This is a genomic window from Leptolyngbya sp. PCC 6406, assembly GCF_000332095.2.
GTDB lineage: Bacteria > Cyanobacteriota > Cyanobacteriia > Phormidesmidales > Phormidesmidaceae > PCC-6406.
This window is the reverse complement of record NZ_KI913949.1, coordinates 4,986,073-5,005,709: the sequence shown is the minus strand read 5'-3', so window position 1 is coordinate 5,005,709 and position 19,637 is coordinate 4,986,073. Positions and strand designations below refer to the sequence as shown.

Annotated in this window: 21 protein-coding genes and 1 other RNA gene; 8 read left to right on the top strand and 14 right to left on the bottom strand. The window is 55.6% G+C overall.

Annotation, left to right across the window (positions count from 1 at the left end):
- Positions 1 to 231: 231 nt before the first annotated feature.
- The 3 genes from LEP6406_RS0222375 to LEP6406_RS0222370 all read right to left on the bottom strand — a co-directional run bounded on the left by LEP6406_RS0222375 (position 232) and on the right by LEP6406_RS0222370 (position 3,142).
- Positions 232 to 1,500 (bottom strand): M16 family metallopeptidase, encoded by a 1,269-nt coding sequence (locus tag LEP6406_RS0222375; RefSeq protein WP_027269356.1) that lies wholly within the window; start codon positions 1,498 to 1,500, stop codon positions 232 to 234.
- Between the two features lie 233 nt (positions 1,501 to 1,733).
- Positions 1,734 to 1,918: non-coding RNA, 6S RNA (gene ssrS, locus LEP6406_RS31600), on the bottom strand.
- 60 nt (positions 1,919 to 1,978) lie between these two features.
- A complete protein-coding gene (locus LEP6406_RS0222370; protein WP_008316487.1) occupies positions 1,979 to 3,142 on the bottom strand; it encodes a 5-(carboxyamino)imidazole ribonucleotide synthase in 1,164 nt (387 codons plus the stop codon).
- A gap of 359 nt (positions 3,143 to 3,501) precedes the next feature.
- Here LEP6406_RS0222370 and LEP6406_RS0222365 point away from each other — a divergent pair, with 359 nt between their 5' ends.
- Both LEP6406_RS0222365 and LEP6406_RS35730 read left to right on the top strand, forming a co-directional pair.
- Complete coding sequence (locus tag LEP6406_RS0222365) at positions 3,502 to 4,809, top strand: NF041680 family putative transposase (RefSeq protein ID WP_008311722.1); 1,308 nt, start codon at positions 3,502 to 3,504, stop codon at positions 4,807 to 4,809.
- Between the two features lie 204 nt (positions 4,810 to 5,013).
- Complete coding sequence (locus LEP6406_RS35730) at positions 5,014 to 5,217, top strand: DUF7000 family protein (RefSeq protein WP_008311724.1); 204 nt, start codon at positions 5,014 to 5,016, stop codon at positions 5,215 to 5,217.
- Positions 5,218 to 5,225: 8 nt separating this feature from the next.
- Here LEP6406_RS35730 and LEP6406_RS0222355 read toward each other — a convergent pair whose 3' ends face one another.
- Positions 5,226 to 6,425, bottom strand: a complete 1,200-nt coding sequence (locus tag LEP6406_RS0222355; protein ID WP_027268829.1) for an IS4 family transposase — start codon at positions 6,423 to 6,425, stop codon at positions 5,226 to 5,228.
- A gap of 81 nt (positions 6,426 to 6,506) precedes the next feature.
- Here LEP6406_RS0222355 and LEP6406_RS29320 point away from each other — a divergent pair, with 81 nt between their 5' ends.
- Positions 6,507 to 6,836 (top strand): DUF7000 family protein, encoded by a 330-nt coding sequence (locus LEP6406_RS29320; RefSeq protein WP_008316199.1) that lies wholly within the window; start codon positions 6,507 to 6,509, stop codon positions 6,834 to 6,836.
- A 53-nt stretch (positions 6,837 to 6,889) separates the two neighbouring features.
- Here LEP6406_RS29320 and LEP6406_RS35725 read toward each other — a convergent pair whose 3' ends face one another.
- Positions 6,890 to 7,081, bottom strand: coding sequence for a HepT-like ribonuclease domain-containing protein (locus LEP6406_RS35725; protein ID WP_071992269.1), 192 nt, complete (start codon positions 7,079 to 7,081; stop codon positions 6,890 to 6,892).
- A 166-nt stretch (positions 7,082 to 7,247) separates the two neighbouring features.
- Here LEP6406_RS35725 and brnA point away from each other — a divergent pair, with 166 nt between their 5' ends.
- Positions 7,248 to 7,481, top strand: a complete 234-nt coding sequence (gene brnA / locus LEP6406_RS0222345) for a type II toxin-antitoxin system BrnA family antitoxin (protein ID WP_008316201.1) — start codon at positions 7,248 to 7,250, stop codon at positions 7,479 to 7,481.
- A gap of 78 nt (positions 7,482 to 7,559) precedes the next feature.
- On the opposite strand, the gene katG is transcribed toward brnA, so the two are convergent.
- On the bottom strand, positions 7,560 to 9,722 hold the full coding sequence (gene katG / locus LEP6406_RS0222340; RefSeq protein ID WP_036031433.1) for a catalase/peroxidase HPI: 2,163 nt from the start codon (positions 9,720 to 9,722) through the stop codon (positions 7,560 to 7,562).
- A 411-nt stretch (positions 9,723 to 10,133) separates the two neighbouring features.
- Between katG and LEP6406_RS0222335 the strand changes: the two genes are divergently transcribed.
- On the top strand, positions 10,134 to 10,463 hold the full coding sequence (locus tag LEP6406_RS0222335) for a hypothetical protein (RefSeq protein WP_008316205.1): 330 nt from the start codon (positions 10,134 to 10,136) through the stop codon (positions 10,461 to 10,463).
- Positions 10,464 to 10,567: 104 nt separating this feature from the next.
- Here the strand turns inward: LEP6406_RS0222335 and LEP6406_RS0222330 are convergent, their stop codons facing one another.
- The 6 genes from LEP6406_RS0222330 to LEP6406_RS0222305 all read right to left on the bottom strand — a co-directional run bounded on the left by LEP6406_RS0222330 (position 10,568) and on the right by LEP6406_RS0222305 (position 15,321).
- On the bottom strand, positions 10,568 to 11,173 hold the full coding sequence (locus LEP6406_RS0222330; RefSeq protein WP_027268735.1) for a transposase: 606 nt from the start codon (positions 11,171 to 11,173) through the stop codon (positions 10,568 to 10,570).
- 17 nt (positions 11,174 to 11,190) lie between these two features.
- A complete protein-coding gene (locus LEP6406_RS0222325) occupies positions 11,191 to 11,769 on the bottom strand; it encodes a helix-turn-helix domain-containing protein (protein ID WP_027268760.1) in 579 nt (192 codons plus the stop codon).
- A 318-nt stretch (positions 11,770 to 12,087) separates the two neighbouring features.
- Positions 12,088 to 12,435, bottom strand: coding sequence for a cupin domain-containing protein (locus LEP6406_RS0222320; protein WP_008308313.1), 348 nt, complete (start codon positions 12,433 to 12,435; stop codon positions 12,088 to 12,090).
- Between the two features lie 9 nt (positions 12,436 to 12,444).
- Positions 12,445 to 13,992: an ABC transporter ATP-binding protein gene (locus LEP6406_RS0222315; protein WP_008308312.1), complete on the bottom strand. Its 1,548-nt coding sequence runs from the start codon at positions 13,990 to 13,992 to the stop codon at positions 12,445 to 12,447.
- Between the two features lie 4 nt (positions 13,993 to 13,996).
- A complete protein-coding gene (locus LEP6406_RS0222310) occupies positions 13,997 to 14,680 on the bottom strand; it encodes a biuret amidohydrolase (RefSeq protein WP_008308310.1) in 684 nt (227 codons plus the stop codon).
- An 83-nt stretch (positions 14,681 to 14,763) separates the two neighbouring features.
- Positions 14,764 to 15,321 carry a pentapeptide repeat-containing protein gene (locus LEP6406_RS0222305; RefSeq protein WP_008308307.1) on the bottom strand — a complete coding sequence of 186 codons (558 nt, stop codon included), beginning with the start codon at positions 15,319 to 15,321 and terminating at the stop codon, positions 14,764 to 14,766.
- Between the two features lie 265 nt (positions 15,322 to 15,586).
- Here LEP6406_RS0222305 and LEP6406_RS0222300 point away from each other — a divergent pair, with 265 nt between their 5' ends.
- Positions 15,587 to 16,159: a 3-Oxoacyl-(acyl-carrier-protein (ACP)) synthase III gene (locus tag LEP6406_RS0222300; protein ID WP_008308305.1), complete on the top strand. Its 573-nt coding sequence runs from the start codon at positions 15,587 to 15,589 to the stop codon at positions 16,157 to 16,159.
- 55 nt (positions 16,160 to 16,214) lie between these two features.
- On the opposite strand, the gene LEP6406_RS0222295 is transcribed toward LEP6406_RS0222300, so the two are convergent.
- Positions 16,215 to 17,198 (bottom strand): ABC transporter ATP-binding protein, encoded by a 984-nt coding sequence (locus LEP6406_RS0222295; protein ID WP_008308303.1) that lies wholly within the window; start codon positions 17,196 to 17,198, stop codon positions 16,215 to 16,217.
- A 304-nt stretch (positions 17,199 to 17,502) separates the two neighbouring features.
- On the opposite strand from LEP6406_RS0222295, the gene LEP6406_RS0222290 reads away from it, so the two are divergent.
- Positions 17,503 to 18,261 (top strand): Uma2 family endonuclease, encoded by a 759-nt coding sequence (locus LEP6406_RS0222290; RefSeq protein ID WP_008308301.1) that lies wholly within the window; start codon positions 17,503 to 17,505, stop codon positions 18,259 to 18,261.
- Positions 18,262 to 18,455: 194 nt separating this feature from the next.
- On the opposite strand, the gene LEP6406_RS34500 is transcribed toward LEP6406_RS0222290, so the two are convergent.
- Complete coding sequence (locus LEP6406_RS34500; protein WP_263971212.1) at positions 18,456 to 18,584, bottom strand: hypothetical protein; 129 nt, start codon at positions 18,582 to 18,584, stop codon at positions 18,456 to 18,458.
- 97 nt (positions 18,585 to 18,681) lie between these two features.
- Here LEP6406_RS34500 and LEP6406_RS29310 point away from each other — a divergent pair.
- A partial coding sequence (locus LEP6406_RS29310) for an IS66 family transposase (protein ID WP_008315143.1) occupies positions 18,682 to 19,637 on the top strand: 956 nt, incomplete at its 3' end.

Sequence of the window (19,637 nt, the reverse complement as noted above, 5' to 3'; positions counted from 1 at the left end):
TAGGGGGAGTGGGGGGGTAGGGGAGTGGGGGGTAGGGGATAATCTGTCAAAACCCGCCCCTACGGTGCTCTATCCAGTACTAGGTAATCCAGTATGGGGTTTGGATTTTCCTGGATATCCCGAGATAATTGAGCAAAACTTGCTCTACCCATGGCCAAAACAGCCCAAATGAGGGATTGAGGTTCAACATCATTCCGGTATCGGCATCTTTGGTTCCGCCCACCGGAATGATTATCCCCCAGGGAGGAGTACGGTAACGGCATAATCGTCGGGGGAGAGCCAGCGGCGGGCCAGGGTGGCGAGGGTCGCTCCGGTATGGGCCTGGACACGAGCGGGGTAGGCGTAGCTGTCCTCCGTCTGGGCGACGGTGCTGTAGTAGCCATAGAGCCCCGCGAGTTGGCCAGGGGTTTCAGTGGAAAATGCAAAATCATGGCATAGGAGCCGCTGTGCTCGGGCAAGTTCTGGTGGGGGAATCGGGACTTGGCCGAGCTGGGCAAGGCGATCGCGGATTAGGGCTTCCACATCCCCTATCCGTTCTGGCTCTAGCCAAGCCTGAAGGGTAAATAAACTGGCATCCCGCTGGAGGGAAAAGCCACTGCTGATGTCCATCACCCACTGCCGTTCCTCCCGCAGTTCCCTCACCAGCCGGGAGCTGCGCCCCTCTGCCAGCAGAGAGGAGAGCAGATCCATGGCACAGGCATCCTCTAGGGAATCTACCCCTGGTCCGGTCCAAGCCATCATCAACCGGGCCTGTTCTAGACGGGGTAGCCGGAGGGTTTGTCGCCGGATTCCTTGCCATGGTGGGGCCGGCATGGGGGCAGTCTGGGGACAGGCCGGGGGCTGGGGGAAGGCTCGGAAGCCGTGGCGCACCAGTTCCAGGGTGGTTTCTAGGGGAATGCCACCGGTTACTACGACGGTCATGTTATCCGGCTGGTAGTGGGCTTGGTGAAAACAGCGCATGTCCTCGGGGGAAAGGCTGTTTAGCAGTGCCTCTGTTCCTAGAACTGAACGGCCATAGGGATGTTCCTGATACACCTGGGCTGACAGGGCTTGGAACCCGAGCCAGTCAGGATCATCCTGGGCCTGTCGCAATTCTTCTAGTACCACATGTCGTTCCCGCACAAACTCATCTGCTGGGATCCCGGCATGGAGGACTAAATCTGCTAGGTAGGGTAAGGTCTCTGGCAGTGCATCTGCCGCCACGGTCATGTAGTAATGGGCGTAGTCGTAGCTGGTGGCCGCATTGCTAGATCCGCCTCGATTTTCGATGGCATAGTCGAACATGCCCGGTGGCAGGTATTCGGTTCCTTTGAACACCATGTGTTCTAAAAAGTGGGCGATGCCCGACCACTGGGGCGGCTCGATGCCTGCCCCCGCCCGGACCCAGATATCTACCACGACGACGGGGGTGGCAGGCATGTGGTGATGGACTACGGTCAGGTTGTTGTCGAGACGGTTGACCGTCGCGGGAAAGGAAGCTGTTCTTAGAGTAGTAACCAAGGCAGGAAGGTTAGGAAATTCTGGGGCTGTAGAGAATAATGAGACCCGATTTCTAAAGCTTCACTCTTAACGGGGCTTGTTAATTGTATTACCCACTACAGTAACCAACTTTTGAGATTGCACCTCTCCTCGACCCCCAATTCAGCGTCTAACTTAACAGGGGGCGGGGGCGAGGAGGCAGAAGGGCTGATAAAAAATCCCCCGCTGGTATCAGCGGGGGATTTTAAGCTTGATAGTTCACCGCAATGCCGTCTTACCTCAGTTTTCGACCTGGGAGACCCAGGTGGACACTCTGGCGCTGGATTTTAAGTTTCCGGGTGCAATGCCCGGTATACTGCCATCCGCACAACTTGGCATCCTGATTCAGAAAGCATAGATCGCAAAACAATATTGGCAGTCACCAACACCGCAGTAGAACTGTCCCCATCATAACCAATGCCCATGGGTCGATTGCAAGGGGGCGGGGCGGAAATCCCCACTAGAGTGGGGGATACCAGAGGGTTTCTATTGCCTGAATCGCCGCAGCCACTTGGGCTTCCCCGTCGTCCTCTGCCTGGGGGAGGCATATCGTCACATGGCCTAGCTTGCGGCCTGGTCGGGCGGTTTTGCCGTACCAGTGCACATGGGTATGGGGCAGGGCGGCAAGGTGCGATCGCACTTCTGCGTAATCCTGGTCGGTGGTCTCAAACCCCAGTAAGTTAACCATCACGGCGCGATCGCAGGTCATGGCTGAGGAACCGAGGGGCCGATCACTCACGGCCCGGAGTTGTTGCTCAAACTGGGAGGTGACACAGGCATCCAGGGTGTAGTGGCCGGAGTTGTGGGTGCGGGGGGCGACCTCATTGACCAAGAGGCGACCACCGGGGGCAAGGAATAACTCCATCCCTAAGACCCCCACATAGTCTAGGGCTGTGACTAGGGTTGTGGCTAGGGTCGCCACTTGGGCTTGAATCTCTGCCGACACTGCTGCTGGAGCCACTACCCGCCGACAAACCTGATCTACCTGCTGGGTTTCCACCGTGGGGTAGGTCACAACCTGCCCCGACCCGGCGCGGGCCACCATGATCGCCAGTTCCTTCTCAAAAGGGATAAATTCCTCTAGAAGGACGGGTACCCGCTGGATCTGGTCCCAGGTCTGCTGGCACGCTTCCCAAGTGGGCAGAATAAATGTGCCCTGGCCGTCGTAGCCTAAGCGCTGGGTTTTCATCACTAGGGGAAACCCGAGGGCACGGGCATGACTCTCTGCCTCTGGCAGTGGGGTGTCTGGAAACAGGGCCACAAAACGGGGATTCGGGAGTCCCGCCGCCTCTAGGCATTGCCGCTGGGAGTACTTGTCTAGCAACGGTGCGATCGCGGGGAGGCTAGGGCGAAACGAGACCCCCGCTGCGGCCAGGGGAGCCAACGCAGCCAAGTTGATGAATTCATTCTCAAAGGAAATTACATCACAGCGATCGGCCAAGACCGCTGTGGCGGTGGCATCGGCAACCGGCGCAAGAACGGGCTCAGGTGCGATCGCTACTGCTGGATCGGTTGCATGGGGGGTCTGCACTACCAAGTCCAGCCCCAGTTGGGCAGCTCCATCCGCCATCATCCAGGCCAGTTGCCCCCCGCCAATAATGCCAACCCGCTGAATCTGTCCCATCCTTCTCCCTAACCCTTCTGCATCCAGCCACGATCGAATCGATATGACCGCGATCGTCATCTTATCTGGCAGGGATGCTGGCCAAGGTGGTCACCCAAGCCCAATTTCGGATTTTTAGGACCATCAGGGATTGCACAACGCTACCGCTAGAGCCAACGAGATAAACACCAAGCACGGTTCCCAGGTGCGATCGCCACAGAGATGGTAAACAAATCCCAAACGATCCAGGGAGCTGATTATACTGAATCATTCCACCTAACTGGAGTTTAGACTAAAGCCATAGAAAAAAGCGGCAGAGCAAGGCTCGGGCCGCTTTTTAGCCGAAGCTGAGAAAGTACAACCCATCTCGGCACCGGCCTATGACTTACGATAGCTTGTATGGATTCCGGCACCGCGCCCATAAGTATCTGGGCCGGGCACGCGACGCAACCTTTGAACTCGTTGATGCGGTGCTGACCAGCCGTCATCTCTCTAGCTTTGTGGAACTCTCGCAGTCCCCGCTATTTCGACGAAAGTGGCCGAGTGCTTATGAGGCCCTGCAAGATAGTCGCCCGCAACGGCAACGGCTGATGCGCCTCTATCTGGAGCAGCTCCCGAGCGATGGCCCGATTGTGCTAGCGGGAGACCATACCGGATGGCCACGGCCAGAGGCGAAACGGTTACGGGAGCGCACCCATGAGCATCAGGCCAATGGGGGCGGGAGTTTAGGTCCGGTGAGTCTAGGTCAAGGGTATAGCACCTTAGCGTGGGTTCCTGAAGCCGAAGGCAGTTGGGCGCTGCCCCTACGCCATGAGCGGATCACCAGTTGGGAGAGCCCGATTAGCTTAGCCGCCTTTCAACTCAGACAAGTGTGCCAGTCCTTACCCCATCGTCCGCTGAGCCTATGGGATAGCGAATATGGCTGTGCCAGCTTTGTGCTGAAAACAGCGGACATTAAGGCCGACAAGCTGATGCGTCTGCGCTCTAACCGCAATCTCTGGGGTGCCCCGCCCCCCTATTCAGGTCGGGGACGGCCCCGAGTTCATGGCGACTGTTTCAAGCCTAATGACCCCGCAACCTGGCCAGAGCCTAACCAAGACCTGACGGTTGTGGATCCGAAATTGGGTGCTGTGCGGGTGCGCGCTTGGCACCAGATGCATTTTCGCCAAGCCGCCCCGCATCCCATGACCCTGATTCAGGTTCAACGTCTTGGTGAGGACGGCCAGCCCCGCTCGATTCGCCCCTTGTGGTTAGTCTGGGTCGGCGACACGATGCCCGACCTTGAGCACCTCTGGCAACGCTACCTGCGACGCTTTGCCCTAGAGCACTGGTACCGATTCTTGAAGCAGCGCCTTCACTGGATGGTGCCCAAACTCGGTGAACCCAAAGCCGCCGAGCGCTGGAGCGATCTGATGCCCTTGGCCACCTGGCAACTCTGGCTCGCCCGAGACCTTGTGCAGGATGCCCCTCTGCCCTGGCAGAAAAAGCTGCCTATCCTTACCCCCGGACGGGTCGCTGATTCCATTGCCTCACTTTTAGCCCGGTTGGGCTCTCCCGCCCAGGCTCCCAAACCCCGTGGAAAGTCCCCTGGGTGGCCCAAAGGTCAAAACCGTAACCGCAAACCTCGCTATCCCACGGTCAGAAAACGCCCTAGTCGACCCAAAAAAACGTCGCAAACGGTCGCTTAGCTCTCCGATCGCCCTCAAATCGCTATTTCTTCTCTCCCTATCCTCAGGGAGAAAATTTGCCTTAGTCTAAACTCCAACACCTAATCACCCGTATAGGAGTGTTAGGCTGACAGATTTCCACCTAATAACCCTATAAGGGGTGTTATGCAGAACGATTCCCTCTAATAAAGAGTGAGGTGAAAAACATAGGGCGAAGGTCATCTAATGAAGAAAAGGAATTTAAGCAGCTATATTTTTGCATACAAAGAGTTGTTGACTAAGGGCGATGTTCAAATCGCTTATGCTGAGCTGGTGAAATATATCCAGAAGTTGAAAACTGTCTTTTCTAACGAATTCAGTGATGTGTATTCTGTCGGAAATGTTTTTCAAGGGTATATGGATTACACGTATTTTTACCTTACAGGGTGACAACCCCCCTAGAGAGCTTGCTGGATAAGGGATAGGGCGTGAAAACCTCGCTGAAAATAGCGGTGTTTATGGGGTTTGAGGGCCACCAGCTTGAGCGCCCAATCGGCCCATAGGTCCATGGCATAGAGCCATCGTTGCCCATAGAGACTGAAGCTAAAGTCACTGTGCCGTGGAGCCTTATCTTGGTGCTCTTGGAGACGTCCGGCATACTGAGCTAGCTTGGCCTCCTGCATCCACTGGCCGTGGAGAGTCGCCAAACTGTAAGCCAGAGCGATCAGTAAAACTAAGGCTAAGAACCGGGTGTCATTGACCTTGGTATCCTCCAAGTTATAGCCCCCAGTCTTAAAATCTTTGAAGAGCTGTTCAATGCCCCAGCGACATCGATAGACCGCTAACGCTTGCTTCAAGGTGGGCAGATTAGTCAGGATATACCACGGCTCCTTCGGCCCCTTCTGGCGATAGGAGCGCTTCCAATACACCGCTAAATTAAACGGGCCCATACCATCGCCCTTGTTGCACAAAACTCCCTCATAAAATCGAGACTGGCCCGGTTTGAAGCCAACGTTTTTGAGGACTTGATAGTCGGTATCGGTATCGGTCTTGAAATGGAAGTCCTTTTTCTGTCGGAGTGCAAAGGACACCCCGCGCTGATCCAACCATTCCGCCAGTTTAGGGCTATGGAACTCCCGGTCACCCAGCAGTAGAACCGGGTAGGACTTAAACAAGGACAGGGCCGCTTTCAGCAGTCGCCGTTGCGTTTTCAGGTCACTCGTACCCGCCCGCCCTAAACGCTCCCAATAGACGGGTAAAGCATGAGTCCCCCACACCACGCTGACCATGAATATATTTCGCCCTTTCCATTCCGTGCGGTCCATTGCCAGAATCCAATAGCCGTGTTTATGGTGTTTGAGCGTTCTCAGACGACGGCGTTGGTCACGGTTCAAGCCCCGTCCCGTTTCCACTTGGCGGATCCAATATTTGAGCAGTGGAAACCACAGCACCTTGAGCGTGAGTTTGGGTAAGGCTAAAAAGCGTTGTAAGTTCCGTTTGCGACTTTGATACTGAATGGGCTGAGGAAAGACGCTGGCTAAGACGGAGAGTTTGACTTGGCGATGCGCTTGTAGCAATAACAACAGTAACTGGAAGGTCAAGTACTGTTTTTCATTGAGATGGGTGAGAAGGGTAGTTTGGTAGAATGTAGGGAACATATTTGGTTGGGGGAGCTGTACTGAGGCTCCCTTTTTTTTGTCCCCTCCATTATCTCAAAACCCTGTACCGTATGACGTTGAGTGCCCTTGTCACCCGTTAAGTATTTTTACATTTCAAATGACTATTTGAAATGTAAAAAACTAAAGTTGGGGTTGGTTTTGAACCACGCTGAGGTGAATTTTGAAATCTGGCTGTTGGGGCAGACGAAAGATGTGCAGGAAAAGTACTGGAATCTTTTGAAAAATACCAAGTGGGTTCAGGGTGACAAAATACCCCAGTATTCAGTATTTGAAGCATCGTTGGTTAAGGATCCGAACTTTGATGACCTAGATAAGTTGACTAAGGATTTAAAGAAAAAATTTTTGACTGTTGCCGATGAAATATTGGATTCATTAAAAAAGCTGAATTGATGCGATAAAACCCCTAACAAGCCCGCTGCACACCGACCGCTGAGAGTCATCTGTTATGATATCGAGGTTATCGGCGGCGGGCGATTGGGAGCGTTATGCCATAAGCTCTCGGTATTGAAATAATTATGAATCAGTTTATCTTGCATTCCGGCCATATCTCGCCAGGGAATATCGGGATATCGGCTCCTCACTGAATCTGGGATACGCTCTCGAACATGATGATGCAATGTCTTAGGAATGCTCACGTGCCTGAGCTGCTATGGCGGCATTAATATAGCTGAAGATATTGTCTAGTTCCCCGATGGTCTTTAGCTCTAGACTTTCATCAGTGGCAGAGCGCGCCAGTTTTATGGCCGCAGAAGACGCGCATTATTTCAGTTCGGCGATCGCGCAAGGAAGAGGTAGCGTTCTATGAAAGCTAAAGACTTCGACCAAAAATTTGAAGCCGGAGAAGACCTCACCCCTTACCTTGACCTCTCCCAGGCCAAACGCCTTAGATCTGAGAGCCAAAGCATCAGCATTGACCTCCCTATTTGGATACTGGAGCGGATTAATCAAGAAGCTGACCGTCTAGGTACAACACCCCAAGACGTGATTCAGATTTCCCTTGCTGAACATCTAGCTGCCTGTGAATTTCAGCCGTAGGCTGGGTCAAATGCAGTCCCCATCCCCACGCCATCCCCACGCCACGATGTGAATGGCGTGGGGATGGGGATCGAGAAATCAGGCCAGATCGAAGCGATCGGCGTTCATCACCTTCGTCCAAGCTGACACAAAGTCCTGCACGAACTTTTCTTGGTTGTCATCCTGAGCATAGACTTCGGCATAGGCCCGCAGGATCGAGTTGGAGCCGAAGACGAGATCAACCCGTGTCGCCGTCCACTTGACCTGATCGGTTTTGCGATCGCGGATTTCATACCGATTATTCCCAGCGGGTTTCCACTGGTAGCTCATGTCCGTCAGATTCACGAAGAAGTCGTTGGTCAATACGCCTTCGCGATCGGTGAATACACCGTGCTTAGTGCCGCCATAGTTGGTGCCCAGGACGCGCATCCCACCCACCAGCACCGTCATCTCCGGGGCAGTCAACCCCATCAGTTGGGTGCGATCGAGCATCAGTTCCTCGGCACTGACGGCGTAGTCCTGCTTGAGCCAGTTGCGGTAGCCATCATGGATGGGTTCCAGTGGCTCGAAGGATTCGACATCGGTCATCTCGTCCGTTGTGTCGCCCCGACCAGGGGAGAAAGGAACGGTAACGTCAACGCCAGCGGCCTTGGCAGCCTGCTCGATGCCGACGTTGCCCGCCAGGACGATGACATCGGCGACGCTGGCCCCGGTCTCCGTCGCGATACCTTCCAGCACCGCCAGCACCTTGGCCAGACGCGCCGGTTCGTTGCCTTCCCAATCCTTCTGCGGGGTCAGGCGGATGCGTGCCCCGTTAGCGCCCCCCCGCAGATCCGAACCCCGGAAGGTTCTGGCACTGTCCCAGGCGGTGCAAACCATTTCACCGAGGCTCAGACCGCTGGCGGCAATCTTGTCCTTGACCGCCTGGATATCGTAGTCCGTGTTCCCTGCCGGCACCGGATCCTGCCAGATCAGGTCTTCTTGGGGCACATCGGGGCCGATGTAACGCACCTTTGGCCCCATATCCCGGTGGATCAGTTTAAACCACGCCCGCGCAAAGACATCAGCGAAGTAGTCGGGATCACGGTAGAACCGCTCGGAGATCTGCCGATACTCAGGATCCATCTTCATCGCCATGTCGGCATCGGTCATGATCGGGTTGTGGCGGATTGTGGGGTCTTCGACATCAACGGGCTTGTCTTCTTCCTTGATGTTGATGGGTTCCCACTGCCATGCGTCGGCTGGACTCTTTTTCAGTTCCCAGTCGTAATTCAGCAGCATGTGGAAATAGCCGTTGTCCCATTGGGTTGGGTGCGTCGTCCATGCCCCTTCAATGCCGCTGCTCATAGTGTTGCGGCCAATGGCGCGCGTGGTCTTGTTTTGCCAGCCCAAGCCCTGTTCTTCGACATCGGCGGCTTCGGGTTTTGCCCCCAGTAACGCGGCATCGCCGTTGCCGTGGCACTTGCCCACGGTGTGGCCACCGGCGGTGAGGGCAACGGTTTCCTCGTCGTTCATGGCCATACGGGTAAAGGTCACCCGCAAGTCATGGGCGGTCTTGAGGGGATCTGGATTGCCGTCCACGCCTTCGGGGTTGACATAGATCAGCCCCATCATCACGGCAGCTAGGGGATTTTCCAGATCCCGCTCACCGGAGTAGCGGCTGTGGGGATTGTCGCTGGGGGCAAGCCATTCCTTCTCTGACCCCCAGTAGATGTCTGTTTCGGGATGCCAGATATCTTCCCGCCCAAAGGCAAAGCCGAAGGTCTTTAGCCCCATGGATTCATAGGCGATGGTGCCCGCGTAGGCAATCAGATCCGCCCAACTGAGCTGGTTGCCGTATTTCTTCTTGATGGGCCAGAGCAGACGGCGGGCTTTGTCCAGGTTGACGTTGTCCGGCCAGGAGTTGATTGGCGCAAACCGCTGATTCCCGGTACCCGCACCGCCGCGACCGTCGGCGATCCGGTAGGTGCCCGCCGCGTGCCAGGACAGGCGGATCATTAGGCCCCCATAGTGACCCCAGTCCGCTGGCCACCAGTCCTGACTGTCTGTCATCAGGGCGTGCAGGTCTTGCTTAAGGGCGGCCACGTCGAGTTTCTTGACTTCTTCTCGATAGTTGAAGTCCGCCCCCATGGGATTGGTCTTGCGATCGTGCTGATGCAGAATGTCGAGGTTGAGGGCCTTGGGCCACCATTCCACGTTCGACATGCTGACCTGCGTAACACCGCCGTGCATCACCGGGCATTTGCCACTGGTCGTTGTCATATTGCTATTCATGTTCAATTTCCTTTCGTGACGTTGATCTAGATGTATCTTCTATCATCGCGAATAGCGCAATATGTTTACCCAAAGGGGGGCATCTCACTTTTGCAGATTCATGTCCCACCCTGCGGGAAGAGCAAGCTCTACATCGGGTTCATCTCAGTTTTGCAGCCCCTCACCGTTCGGCTGAGCGTTTGACTGAGCTCACGCCGAAGCCCTAAATCCCTCTCCCCCTCTGGGCTAGTGATTCTACGCGGTAGCCTGGGACGATGGGGGTAGGCAAGCCTCTCTGCCCAACCTATTTATGGGGTGAGCTGTTTCACTATTTACTATATTATTAACGAATTATTGACGACACCCTCACTTGAAATAGTTTACTGGGGCGGGCGGAAACGAATTAACCTTAAGCGGCCTATGAAGTTATTTAATATCGGAACTTTTGGTGTTTCTCTGCTCTCGGGCATAGCCAGCGCAGGGCTAATTTTCCTGTGGATGTTTGGGGTTCCGGGCAACCCTACCAACGCTTACGCTACAGGCTGGAAGCTTGGCCTAACTACGCTGTTTAACTACATTATTGGCGATGTCCTCATTTTGTTGACCTATGGCATTCTTTTTCTGGTTTCCCTAGCCAACATTCCCAATTGTCAGCGTGTTTTCTTTGGCCTGTCGCTATTTTTCTGGCTCTTTTTTGGCTTTTCAATGTTTCAGCTCATCCGCGCCTTCGTGATCATGTTCTCTGTATGATTTCCTGTTGGCACTCAGGCAGGGCTATCGCTTTTGTCTGTATGGGGGCTTTTGATGGCGGTGATGCTAGGGCTAGTACTGCTTGGCGGAAGTGGCCAAGGCATTTATGCGACCAAGGGCTTACCCGTGTAGTTCCACTTGAAGGGCTTAGCCATGGTGCGATTGAAGTAATCGACAAACGCTAAAATCTTCGCCTTGAGTTGGGCTTGACTGGTAAAACTCGAACGTCGGAGTAGCTTACGTACCAGGATGGAGAACCAAAGCTCAATTTGATTGAGCCAGGAGCAATGCTTGGGGGTGAAGTGAACGACCAGTCGATGGCTGGGGTCGCTCAAGAACGCCGCTCGGGTCGCCATAGACAGGAGAATGCCCGTCTTCCCTTTCTGGCCCAGATGAATCGGTTTTTCCTCGCGTTCCGCCACCAGTCGGACGAGAGATTCCGATTGATGAGTGTTGAGGCAATCCATGACCAGATGAATCTTGGAGGCATCTGGAACTTGGGCCAGTAAGGCTCTGAGGTGACTCTCGAGGTCTTGCTCGGTGCGGGTGTCTCCCACGGTGGCCTGATCCACCTGTCCGGTAGCGACATTGAATGAGGCAATCAGGGTTTGAGTGCCATGGCGAATATACTCAAACTCAATGCGGGTACAGCGTCCCGGCTTCATGGCGATGTCAGGCATCGTCCGTTCCAGAGCCTGGATTCCCGTCATCTCATCCAGGCTGAAGGTCAGCTCGCCGTGTTCGGCACGAGTGGCAGCCTGTTCGTAGACCTGGCAAATGTCTTTGACTTTGTCCTCGAAGTTAGGGTCGGGGGGGGGGAGAGCCAGTAACGGCTCTGGGGGGGTTTGAGGTCAGCCTCGGCCAACAGTCGGCCCACATGACGGGGACTGATACTCTCGACAATTCCCTGCTTGCTCAGTTCATCGGCCAGTTCTCCAGGGGTCCAATGACTGATGGGGCGGCCATACTGCTCGGGCGGTGCACAAGCTAGGGCATAGAGTTGCGTGATTTGTTCGAGGCTAAAGGTAGCCGGAGCCCCGGGACGAGGGACATCCTGTAGGCGCTCTTCCACAGCGACCTGTTGTTGACTCAACTCCAGCCAACGCCCCCGCCAGCGGCGACTCATCTCTTTGCTGACCCCCAAGTCTCGGGCGATTTCGCCATGGCCTTTGCCCTCATCAGCTGTGAGGATAATCTTGGCGCGCAAAGCGAGCTGCTGTGACGTCCGCTGACGTCGAATCAATTGCTCTAAGTCGCTCCGCTCCGTTTCGCTCAAAGTGAGCCTGGCGGCAGTCAGTCTAGCCATTGTAGAAAAGTCCTCTTTACCCTACCTCTCAATGGTAAGGTCATTTCAGCCACCCAGTACTAGTACTCTGCGGCGGAAATACCCTGGCCGTTCCATCGTGGCACACCTCGGCCCCTCACCCTAGCCCTCTCCCAAGGGGAGAGGGGACCGGAAAATGTTGAGATGGCGCGGCAATAGTGGGCTGATTTACGCCCTGGTGTACTAGGGGCACGATCGCTGGCAGCGATTTTCAACTCTGACCCAGAGGTGATTGCGATTGCGGCTTGGTATCTCTGGTTGGTGCCCATCAGTGTTAGTTGTCCACACACCTTAGGCTATCTACGAATCCTGCCGTAGGATGACGGGCTTTTCCCAGATAACTAGCACTAGACAGCCCTCTGGACTTGCGATCGCATGGTCTGTGCCTGGTTCGTTAATTACTAAAGTGCCAGCGCCATAGGTTTGGTGCTGGTCTTGTTGAGACCCGGACAGTACGATGATGTGCTCATAGCCACTATGGTCATGGTGGGGGACTTGGGCTCCAGGCTCATAGCGCAGGAGTGCCGCCGAAGGTCCATGACTGTCACCGTATAGCCGATACATCTTTACCCCTGGGCGGAAGGGTTGCCAGGGCAGGGTGTCAGCACGCTCTGCTAAATTCCAGAGATCCGTTAAGAGATAGGGCATGGCTGGTTGCTAATGCCCTGCCATCCGCTGACCAATTACCGTCAGGTCTACATCTGCGATCGCACTTTCATAAACGAGTTCCCCGTCACTCATCACCAAAATGCGATCGGCTAGAGTGAGAAGCTCATCCAGATCCTCACTCACCAATAGCACCGCCACCCCTCGATTCCGGGACTCCACGATCATGTCGTGGATAAAGTCCACCGCTGCAAAATCCAGACCGAAGCTGGGATTTGCCGCAATCAGCAGTCGCACCTCTTGAGAAGACAATTCCCGTGCCAGCACCGTCCGTTGGACATTACCGCCAGATAGGTGCCCCACAGGCGTCTCCACGGAAGGCGTTTTAACCGAGAAGGCACTCACTAACACCTGGGCGGCGCTACGAATAGCCTTGAGCATGAGCAGAACGTTCCACTTGGCCTGGGGCGGACGATCAAAGGTGCGTAGGGCCATGTTCTCCGCCACGCTCATCGTCGGCACACAGGCATTGCGCAACGGTTCTTCCGGTAGGGAATAAACGCTGTGCTTGAACATTTCTGCACGGGTAGCGGTGTAGAGTTGGCCATTAACCCGTAGCTGGCCTTCCGTTGGCACCCGTTGCCCTGACAACGACTCTACAAACTCCCGCTGGCCATTGCCCGAGACCCCGGCAATGCCCACAATCTCCCCCGTGTGGACTTGTAAGTTCACACCTTTAACCGCAGGCAGACCGTTGTCTCGGTTGGCATGAAGATTAGTTACCTCTAGGACCGGAACCTGTTCTCCTAAGTCGGTTTTTGAAACAGATTTGGGCTTACGCTCCTTACCCAACATCATCTCTGCCATAGCCTCAATGGTGAGGTCTTGGACCTGCCCCTGCCCTGCCACGGTGCCCCGCCGTAGGATTGTGACTTCATCGGCAAAGGCTTGGACTTCTCGAAACTTGTGGGTGATCAGCAGGACGCTGAGGTGGCCCCGCACAACCTCTTCCCTGAGTAGACCCAGAACTTCGTCAGCTTCCCCTGGTGTCAGGACTGAGGTGGGCTCGTCTAGAATCAGCAACCGACTTTTGAGATAGAGCTGTTTGAGAATTTCGAGTTTTTGCTTTTGCCCCGCCGCCAGTTGTCCGACAGGAGTTTCGAGATCGACATGGAAGGGAGCATTGTCCATGAAGGCTCTCAGCGCTTCTAGTTCCTGCTTCCAGTTGATTAGGGTTTTGTTGTCGTAGCGAGACAGCACCAGGTTCTCCGCCACCGTCATGGCAGGGACCGAAGTAAAGTGCTGGTACACCATGCCAATGCCGCAGGCATGGGCGTCTTTGGGACTCTGGATATTTTGGGCGGCTTGATTAATGAGGATTTGTCCGGTGGTGGGGCGATAGAACCCCATCACACATTTGACAAGGGTACTTTTCCCGGCACCGTTTTCTCCAAGTAGGGCGTGGAGACTACCCGATTTGAGGGTCATGGAGACGCTATCTAGGGCAGTAAAGCTGCCGAAGCGCTTGGTCATCTCTACGACATCAAGTTGGGGGGGACGATCCGTGATGATGGGTTGGGTCAGGGTGGCGGTGTCCATAGGTTTAGGGCTGAATAGCCTCAATAAGGTCTGAAGAGGTAGCAACGGCCCCAAAGACGCCCCCTTGCATTTTAATCATCTTAAGGGCCGCCAGATGATTGCCATAGTCGGTGGCTCCGGTGCAGTCGGCTAACATTAAGCATTCATAGCCGCGATCATTGGCTTCTCGCATGGTGGTGTGAACACACACGTCAGTGGTAATGCCCGTGAGAATGATGTTTTGGATGCCTCGACACCGTAGCAGTAGCTCTAAATCCGTAGCGTAGAAGGCCCCTTTACCCGGTTTATCGATGACAGCTTCGCCCGCGATAGGGGCAAGTTCGGGAATGATGTCCCAGCCAGCTTCCCCCCGGACCAAGATTCTGCCGCAGGGGCCAGGGTCGCCAATACCAGCGCCGATTTGCCGCGATCGCCACTGCTTGTTTTCCGGTAGGTCTGCTAGGTCGGGGCGGTGTCCTTCGCGGGTATGGATAATGCCATAGCCGAGTTCGCGCATGACCTTGAGCAGGGCTTGTAAGGGTTCAATGGGAGCACGGGTGAGGGAAAGGTCATAGCCCATCTTGTCTACGTAGCCCCCCTGACCGCAGAAATCAGTCTGCATGTCGATGATAATGAGGACCGTATTATCGGGTCGTAAATCCCCGTTGTAGGGATAGGGATAGGGTTCAGCCTGAACGTAGCGTCCCATGGGAGTGGCCTGTGCAGCATTTATCCCAGCAGAATTAGCATTTCTCCGGGTTGGAGGAATGTTCAGTGCGAACCAAAGGAGACTTACTCACAATCCCGGTTCTCAATGGCACCATCGGGCATGATGGTGTTGCAGAACAAGGCTTGGCTGCGATTGACTCCCCTCAAGTTAGCCCCCTTGAGGTTGGCTCCCTTGAGGTTGGCGGTGCCTAGTTTTACACTCAGCATGATTGCCCCCCCTAGGTTGGCATCGGAAAGATCCGCCTCTAGCAAATTCACCTGGGTCATTTCTGCGTTGCTCAAGTTCGCCCCGTGCAGGTTGACGTGGGGCATTTGTGCGCCGTTCATCTGAGAGTTACTGAGGTTAGCCCCAGTGAGATTGGCCTCATCTAGGTAGGCCAGCATCAGGTTGGCTTTGGAGAGATTGGCTTCCCTGAGGTCAGCTCCCGTTAGGGTGGCGACTTTAAGATTGGCTCCCTTCAGGTCTGCGCCCTTTAAGTCTGCCCCGCTCAGAATACAGACGGGACAGTCATGGGTATCAAGCAGTAACGCCACGTCCTCTGCCAGAGCGGCCCAGGCTGGGCTGATGGCTCCTAACCAAACCAGGGCTGCCATGACCATAGCCAGTAAGGTGCGTTTCATCACGTGTTTCCTCTCCCCAAATGTGCCCCTATTGTCCCATTCCAGGGCCGGATCCCATCTGTCCGGGGCAGAAACCCGGCTTGGTTTGCCTGTATTCGTTTCCCTGTAGTAGTGCTGAGTAGTCTGGGGGGCCTTACCTTTCGTTACAATATGGGGCAACTTTCTCAGGGATTGCTCCGTCTGGTCTCTGAGTGATTCCTGCGATCGCCGCGATCGCAGCTAAGCCCCTTACCGATCATCAGCTCATCCTCTTCAGGAGCCTGCCATGAAGACCTTGCCCGTCGCTTCCCTTGCCCTCATGACTCTGTTGGGATCCACTGGAATTGGGTTGCCCCGTCCTGGGGTGGCGGCAGAGGTTACGGCTCAGGCCAAGCAGTCCACTACCTTGGTTGAGGTGGTGACCCAGAGCGAGGAAACGCTCTATTTCAATCCTGACACTATTTATGCGCTGCCTGTTCGTGTCGATCGCACCGTTACCCTCAATGGGGTGACTCTGCCCGTGGGTACCGTTGTAGAAGGGCGGCTAGAACCTATTGAGGGGGGGCTACGCTATGTGGCTAGCCACATTCAAGCGGGGGGATTCCGGCGATCTCTGGTGGCCAGTTCCGAGGTATTGCGCGATATCAAGGATCCCCGTGAGACCTCTGCCCAAGCGATCGCGGGCGATGCGGCGATTGGGGCGGCGGGGGGTGCTGTTCTGGGGGTAATTTTGGGTCGTGGTCTGGATGCGGGAGCGATTATTGGGGGGGCGGCGACAGGGGTAATTGTCGGGAATGTCACTGCTCAACGGGTGGTGGTGATTGAGGCGGGGCAGCCGATTATTCTCTATGCTGATTGAGACCCGATTCCGGAAAACTTCCCAATCCCTGGATTCCTGTAGCCGAAACAGGGGATTACTTGATTTCAGGAGATTGCATCAGTTTTAGAAAGACCTGGGTGAGGTCCGCCCGATCTCGTTGTACCGAGAGAATCGGTAATGGGCGCAGGGCGGCAAGAAGGTCGTAGAGGGCGGTAGCAGATCCGGCAAAGGTGATGTCGGACCCGGTGACGGTGCCCCCCAATTTTGCGATGGCCTGTTGCTGCTGGACCGGGACCACACCCTCTACTGCTAGATGGTAAGTGGAGCCAGAGAACTGGCGAATCAGGTCGGCGGTGGGCTCCTCGGTAATGATGTGGCCCTGGCGAATAATGGCGACGCGGTCGGAGAGTTCTTCCGCTACGTCAAGCTGATGGGTGGTGAGGATTACGGCGCGGCCTTCGGCGGCAATCTCGCGGACGAGGGCCTTCACGGTTTGGCTGGCCTCTACGTCTAGACCTAGGGTGGGTTCATCCAGCAACAGCAGTTGGGGACTGTGGATTAGGGCAACTGCGATCGCAAGTTTTTGCTGCATGCCCCGCGAGAGCTTTTGCACCGGGATCTTGGCTTTGGTCTCCAGTTCAAAACGTTGCAGCAGCACCGCCCCCCGCTGGCGGGCTAACCGCCGAGACAGGCCCCGCAGCACCCCAAAATACTCCAGATTTTCCTCAGGGGTCAGCCGCCAGTAGAGGTTGCGGTTACCCTCTAGAACTGCTCCCACATGGCGCAGGGCGGCAGCATGGCGATGGGGATCTTCCCCGACGATGCGGACCCAGCCCCGATCGGGCCGCACCAGCCCCGCCACCATCTTGATCGTGGTGGTTTTTCCAGCACCATTAGGGCCAAGAAAGGCAAGAACACTGCCCTGTTGTAGGTTGAGGGAAACTTGACGCACGGCTTCAAAGCGCTGGGATCCCCGCCCATAGAATTTGGTCAGTTCGTGGGCCACCAGTACCCAGTCGGGGTCCACCGATGAGGGAGGAATGGGGGGCGTCAGAGTTGGTCCTTGGGCTAGCTGCACGGCGAAATATCCTTATGCCTCGGCAACAGTCCGAGATCACTGCCCTGATCCTAGCGGTTAGCCGCAATCGCTGCTGACGCGATCGCTTTAGACATCCTTTCGGCGCATTGCTTCGCGGGTAGTGCTCAAAATTGGTAATGATAGCGGCATCAGACCCTTGACTCTTAGAGGGTGCCATTTTTGAAGATTCATAGCTCAAGTCAGCCCCGCCACCCTGGGCTGAGCGCAGGGGGTAGAGACAGCGGCAGGGGCTCCGTTGTCCGGCTAGACTGGGAAGAAGGCAGATGCTCAGGAAACACTCGCCATGGTTCAAGCCCAGCCTCGCATTGGCCCAGCCATCACCTGGCCGCCCCTACCCGACGACTTTAAGCTGCTGGATGAACCGGTGGAAAATATTCAACAACCGCCCCTGGCTGCTGCCCTCACCGATGCCCTAGGGGCAGCCCACCGCATTCGCCCTGAAATGCTGATTGGCTCTAACTTTGGCTTGGTGGCCGGGGTAGACAACGAAACCGTGGTCAAAGCCCCGGACTGGTTCTATGTGCCTCGGGCAAATCCAGCCCCAGAGACGGAAGTGCGCCGTAGCTATACCCCGAGCCTAGAGGGTGATTCGGTTGCCGTGGTGATGGAGTTTTTGTCCGCCGATGACAACGGCGAACTGTCCATTCGCGCCCTGCCGCCCTATGGCAAGCTCTATTTTTACGAGCAAATTTTGCAGGTGCCGGTTTATGTTATCTACGAACCCACGGGAGGTCGGTTAGAGGTGCGTCATCTGCAAGGTGGCCGCTATGAACTGCAACCCGCCGATGCTGCCGGACGGTTTTGGGTTGAGCCCCTGGGGCTATTTTTAGGGGTCTGGCGGGGAGAACGGTTGGCCCAAACCCTGAATTGGCTGCGCTGGTGGGATGCTGATGGCAATCTGCTGCTGTGGAGTGCAGAACAGGCCGAAGCTGAACGCCAGCGGGCCGAAGCTGAACACCAGCGGGCCGAAGCCGAATGCCAGCGGGCCGAGCGCCTTGCCACTCTGCTCCGCGCCCAAGGTCTTGACCCCGATCAGATCTAATGGCGGCTATTGGCACGCCGCTGGCTGGGGAGGTTGCCCCTCCACCCAATCGGCCCAGCACCGACGACAATCACCTGCTAAAGAATTGCAGATTGTTTTTCTTCGTTGGTGACTAAGCTGGCTTTAGTCAGTCCTACGTGAATAGCAGAATCCGCTGTGCTGTGTTATGGATATCCAGTAAAGCCGCTTCATCTCTATTCATAGATCGTCTGGGCAGAACTTAATATTTCTCGCCGTCGGATCCAGTTATCACTCATTTGAATGGAGGCTTCGGGAACCAGATCAATGGAGCGGTTGAGGCGGGATTCTAGTTCATGTTTCATTTTCGCCAGAGTAAGCAAACCCTATCGGGCGGTAAGCCTTCAGGGGTTCACGAAGAATTAAGGGTTCCAGGGTCTCGATAGGGGTTAAGGTAGGCTCATGAGTGAAGGCAACGAGCCCACCATAGACATCGGCGGCATCTCCATTTCTGTGTCAGATTGGGATGCCACCCCGGCTAGCGTAAAAAAAGCTCTGGTGTGCGCTCTCATTGAGACCATCAGTCGCTTAGAAGAGCGGGTGAGCCACCTCGAAGAGCAACTCAACCAGAATTCGCAAAACTCATCGTTGCCGCCTTCAAAGGATGGATTCGGCCCCCCTAAGCCAGACCCGGAGGGCAAAGGCAAAGGGAAGCGGAAGCGCGGAGGCCAACCGGGACACAAAGGATATTCCCGCAAGCTGTATCCCCTAGAAGCCTGCAAACAGGTGTTCGAGCATCGCCCCAAGACCTGTGGGCATTGTGGAGAGCCGCTATCAGGAAACGACCCAGCGCCCTATCGGCACCAGATTGTCGAACTACCGCCAATTGAGCCCATCGTCATCGAGCATCGCCTGCACGCCTTAGATTGTGAGCACTGCGGTAAAACCACCCGTAGCAAATTACCAGCAGAGGTGCATCAAGGCGGTTATGGTGAGCGGTTGAGTGCAGTAGTGGCCTTACTGAGTGGCGCTTATCGCCAAAGCCATCAGCAGGTGAAGACCTGTCTAGCAGCGCTGTTTGAGATCGAGATTTCTGGCGGCAGCATCAACCGGCTACGCCGAGAAGCCAGTGCGGCACTGGGGCAGCCAGTAGCTGAGGCGCAAGGCTACGTGCAGGGGGAAGCGGTGATTCACAGTGATGAGACTAGCTTTCGCCAGGGGAACAGCGATGGCCAGAATCAGGCCCAGCGACAGGGTTGGCTGTGGGTGCTGGTGACGCCGATGGTGAGTGTGTTCAGCATTCTGTTGAGCCGGTCTCAAGCCGCCGCCCAAGCACTGATTGGCCCAGCCTATGACGGCATTGTGGTCTCAGACCGCTACAGCGGCTATGGGTGGATTGATATTAGCCAACGCCAGGT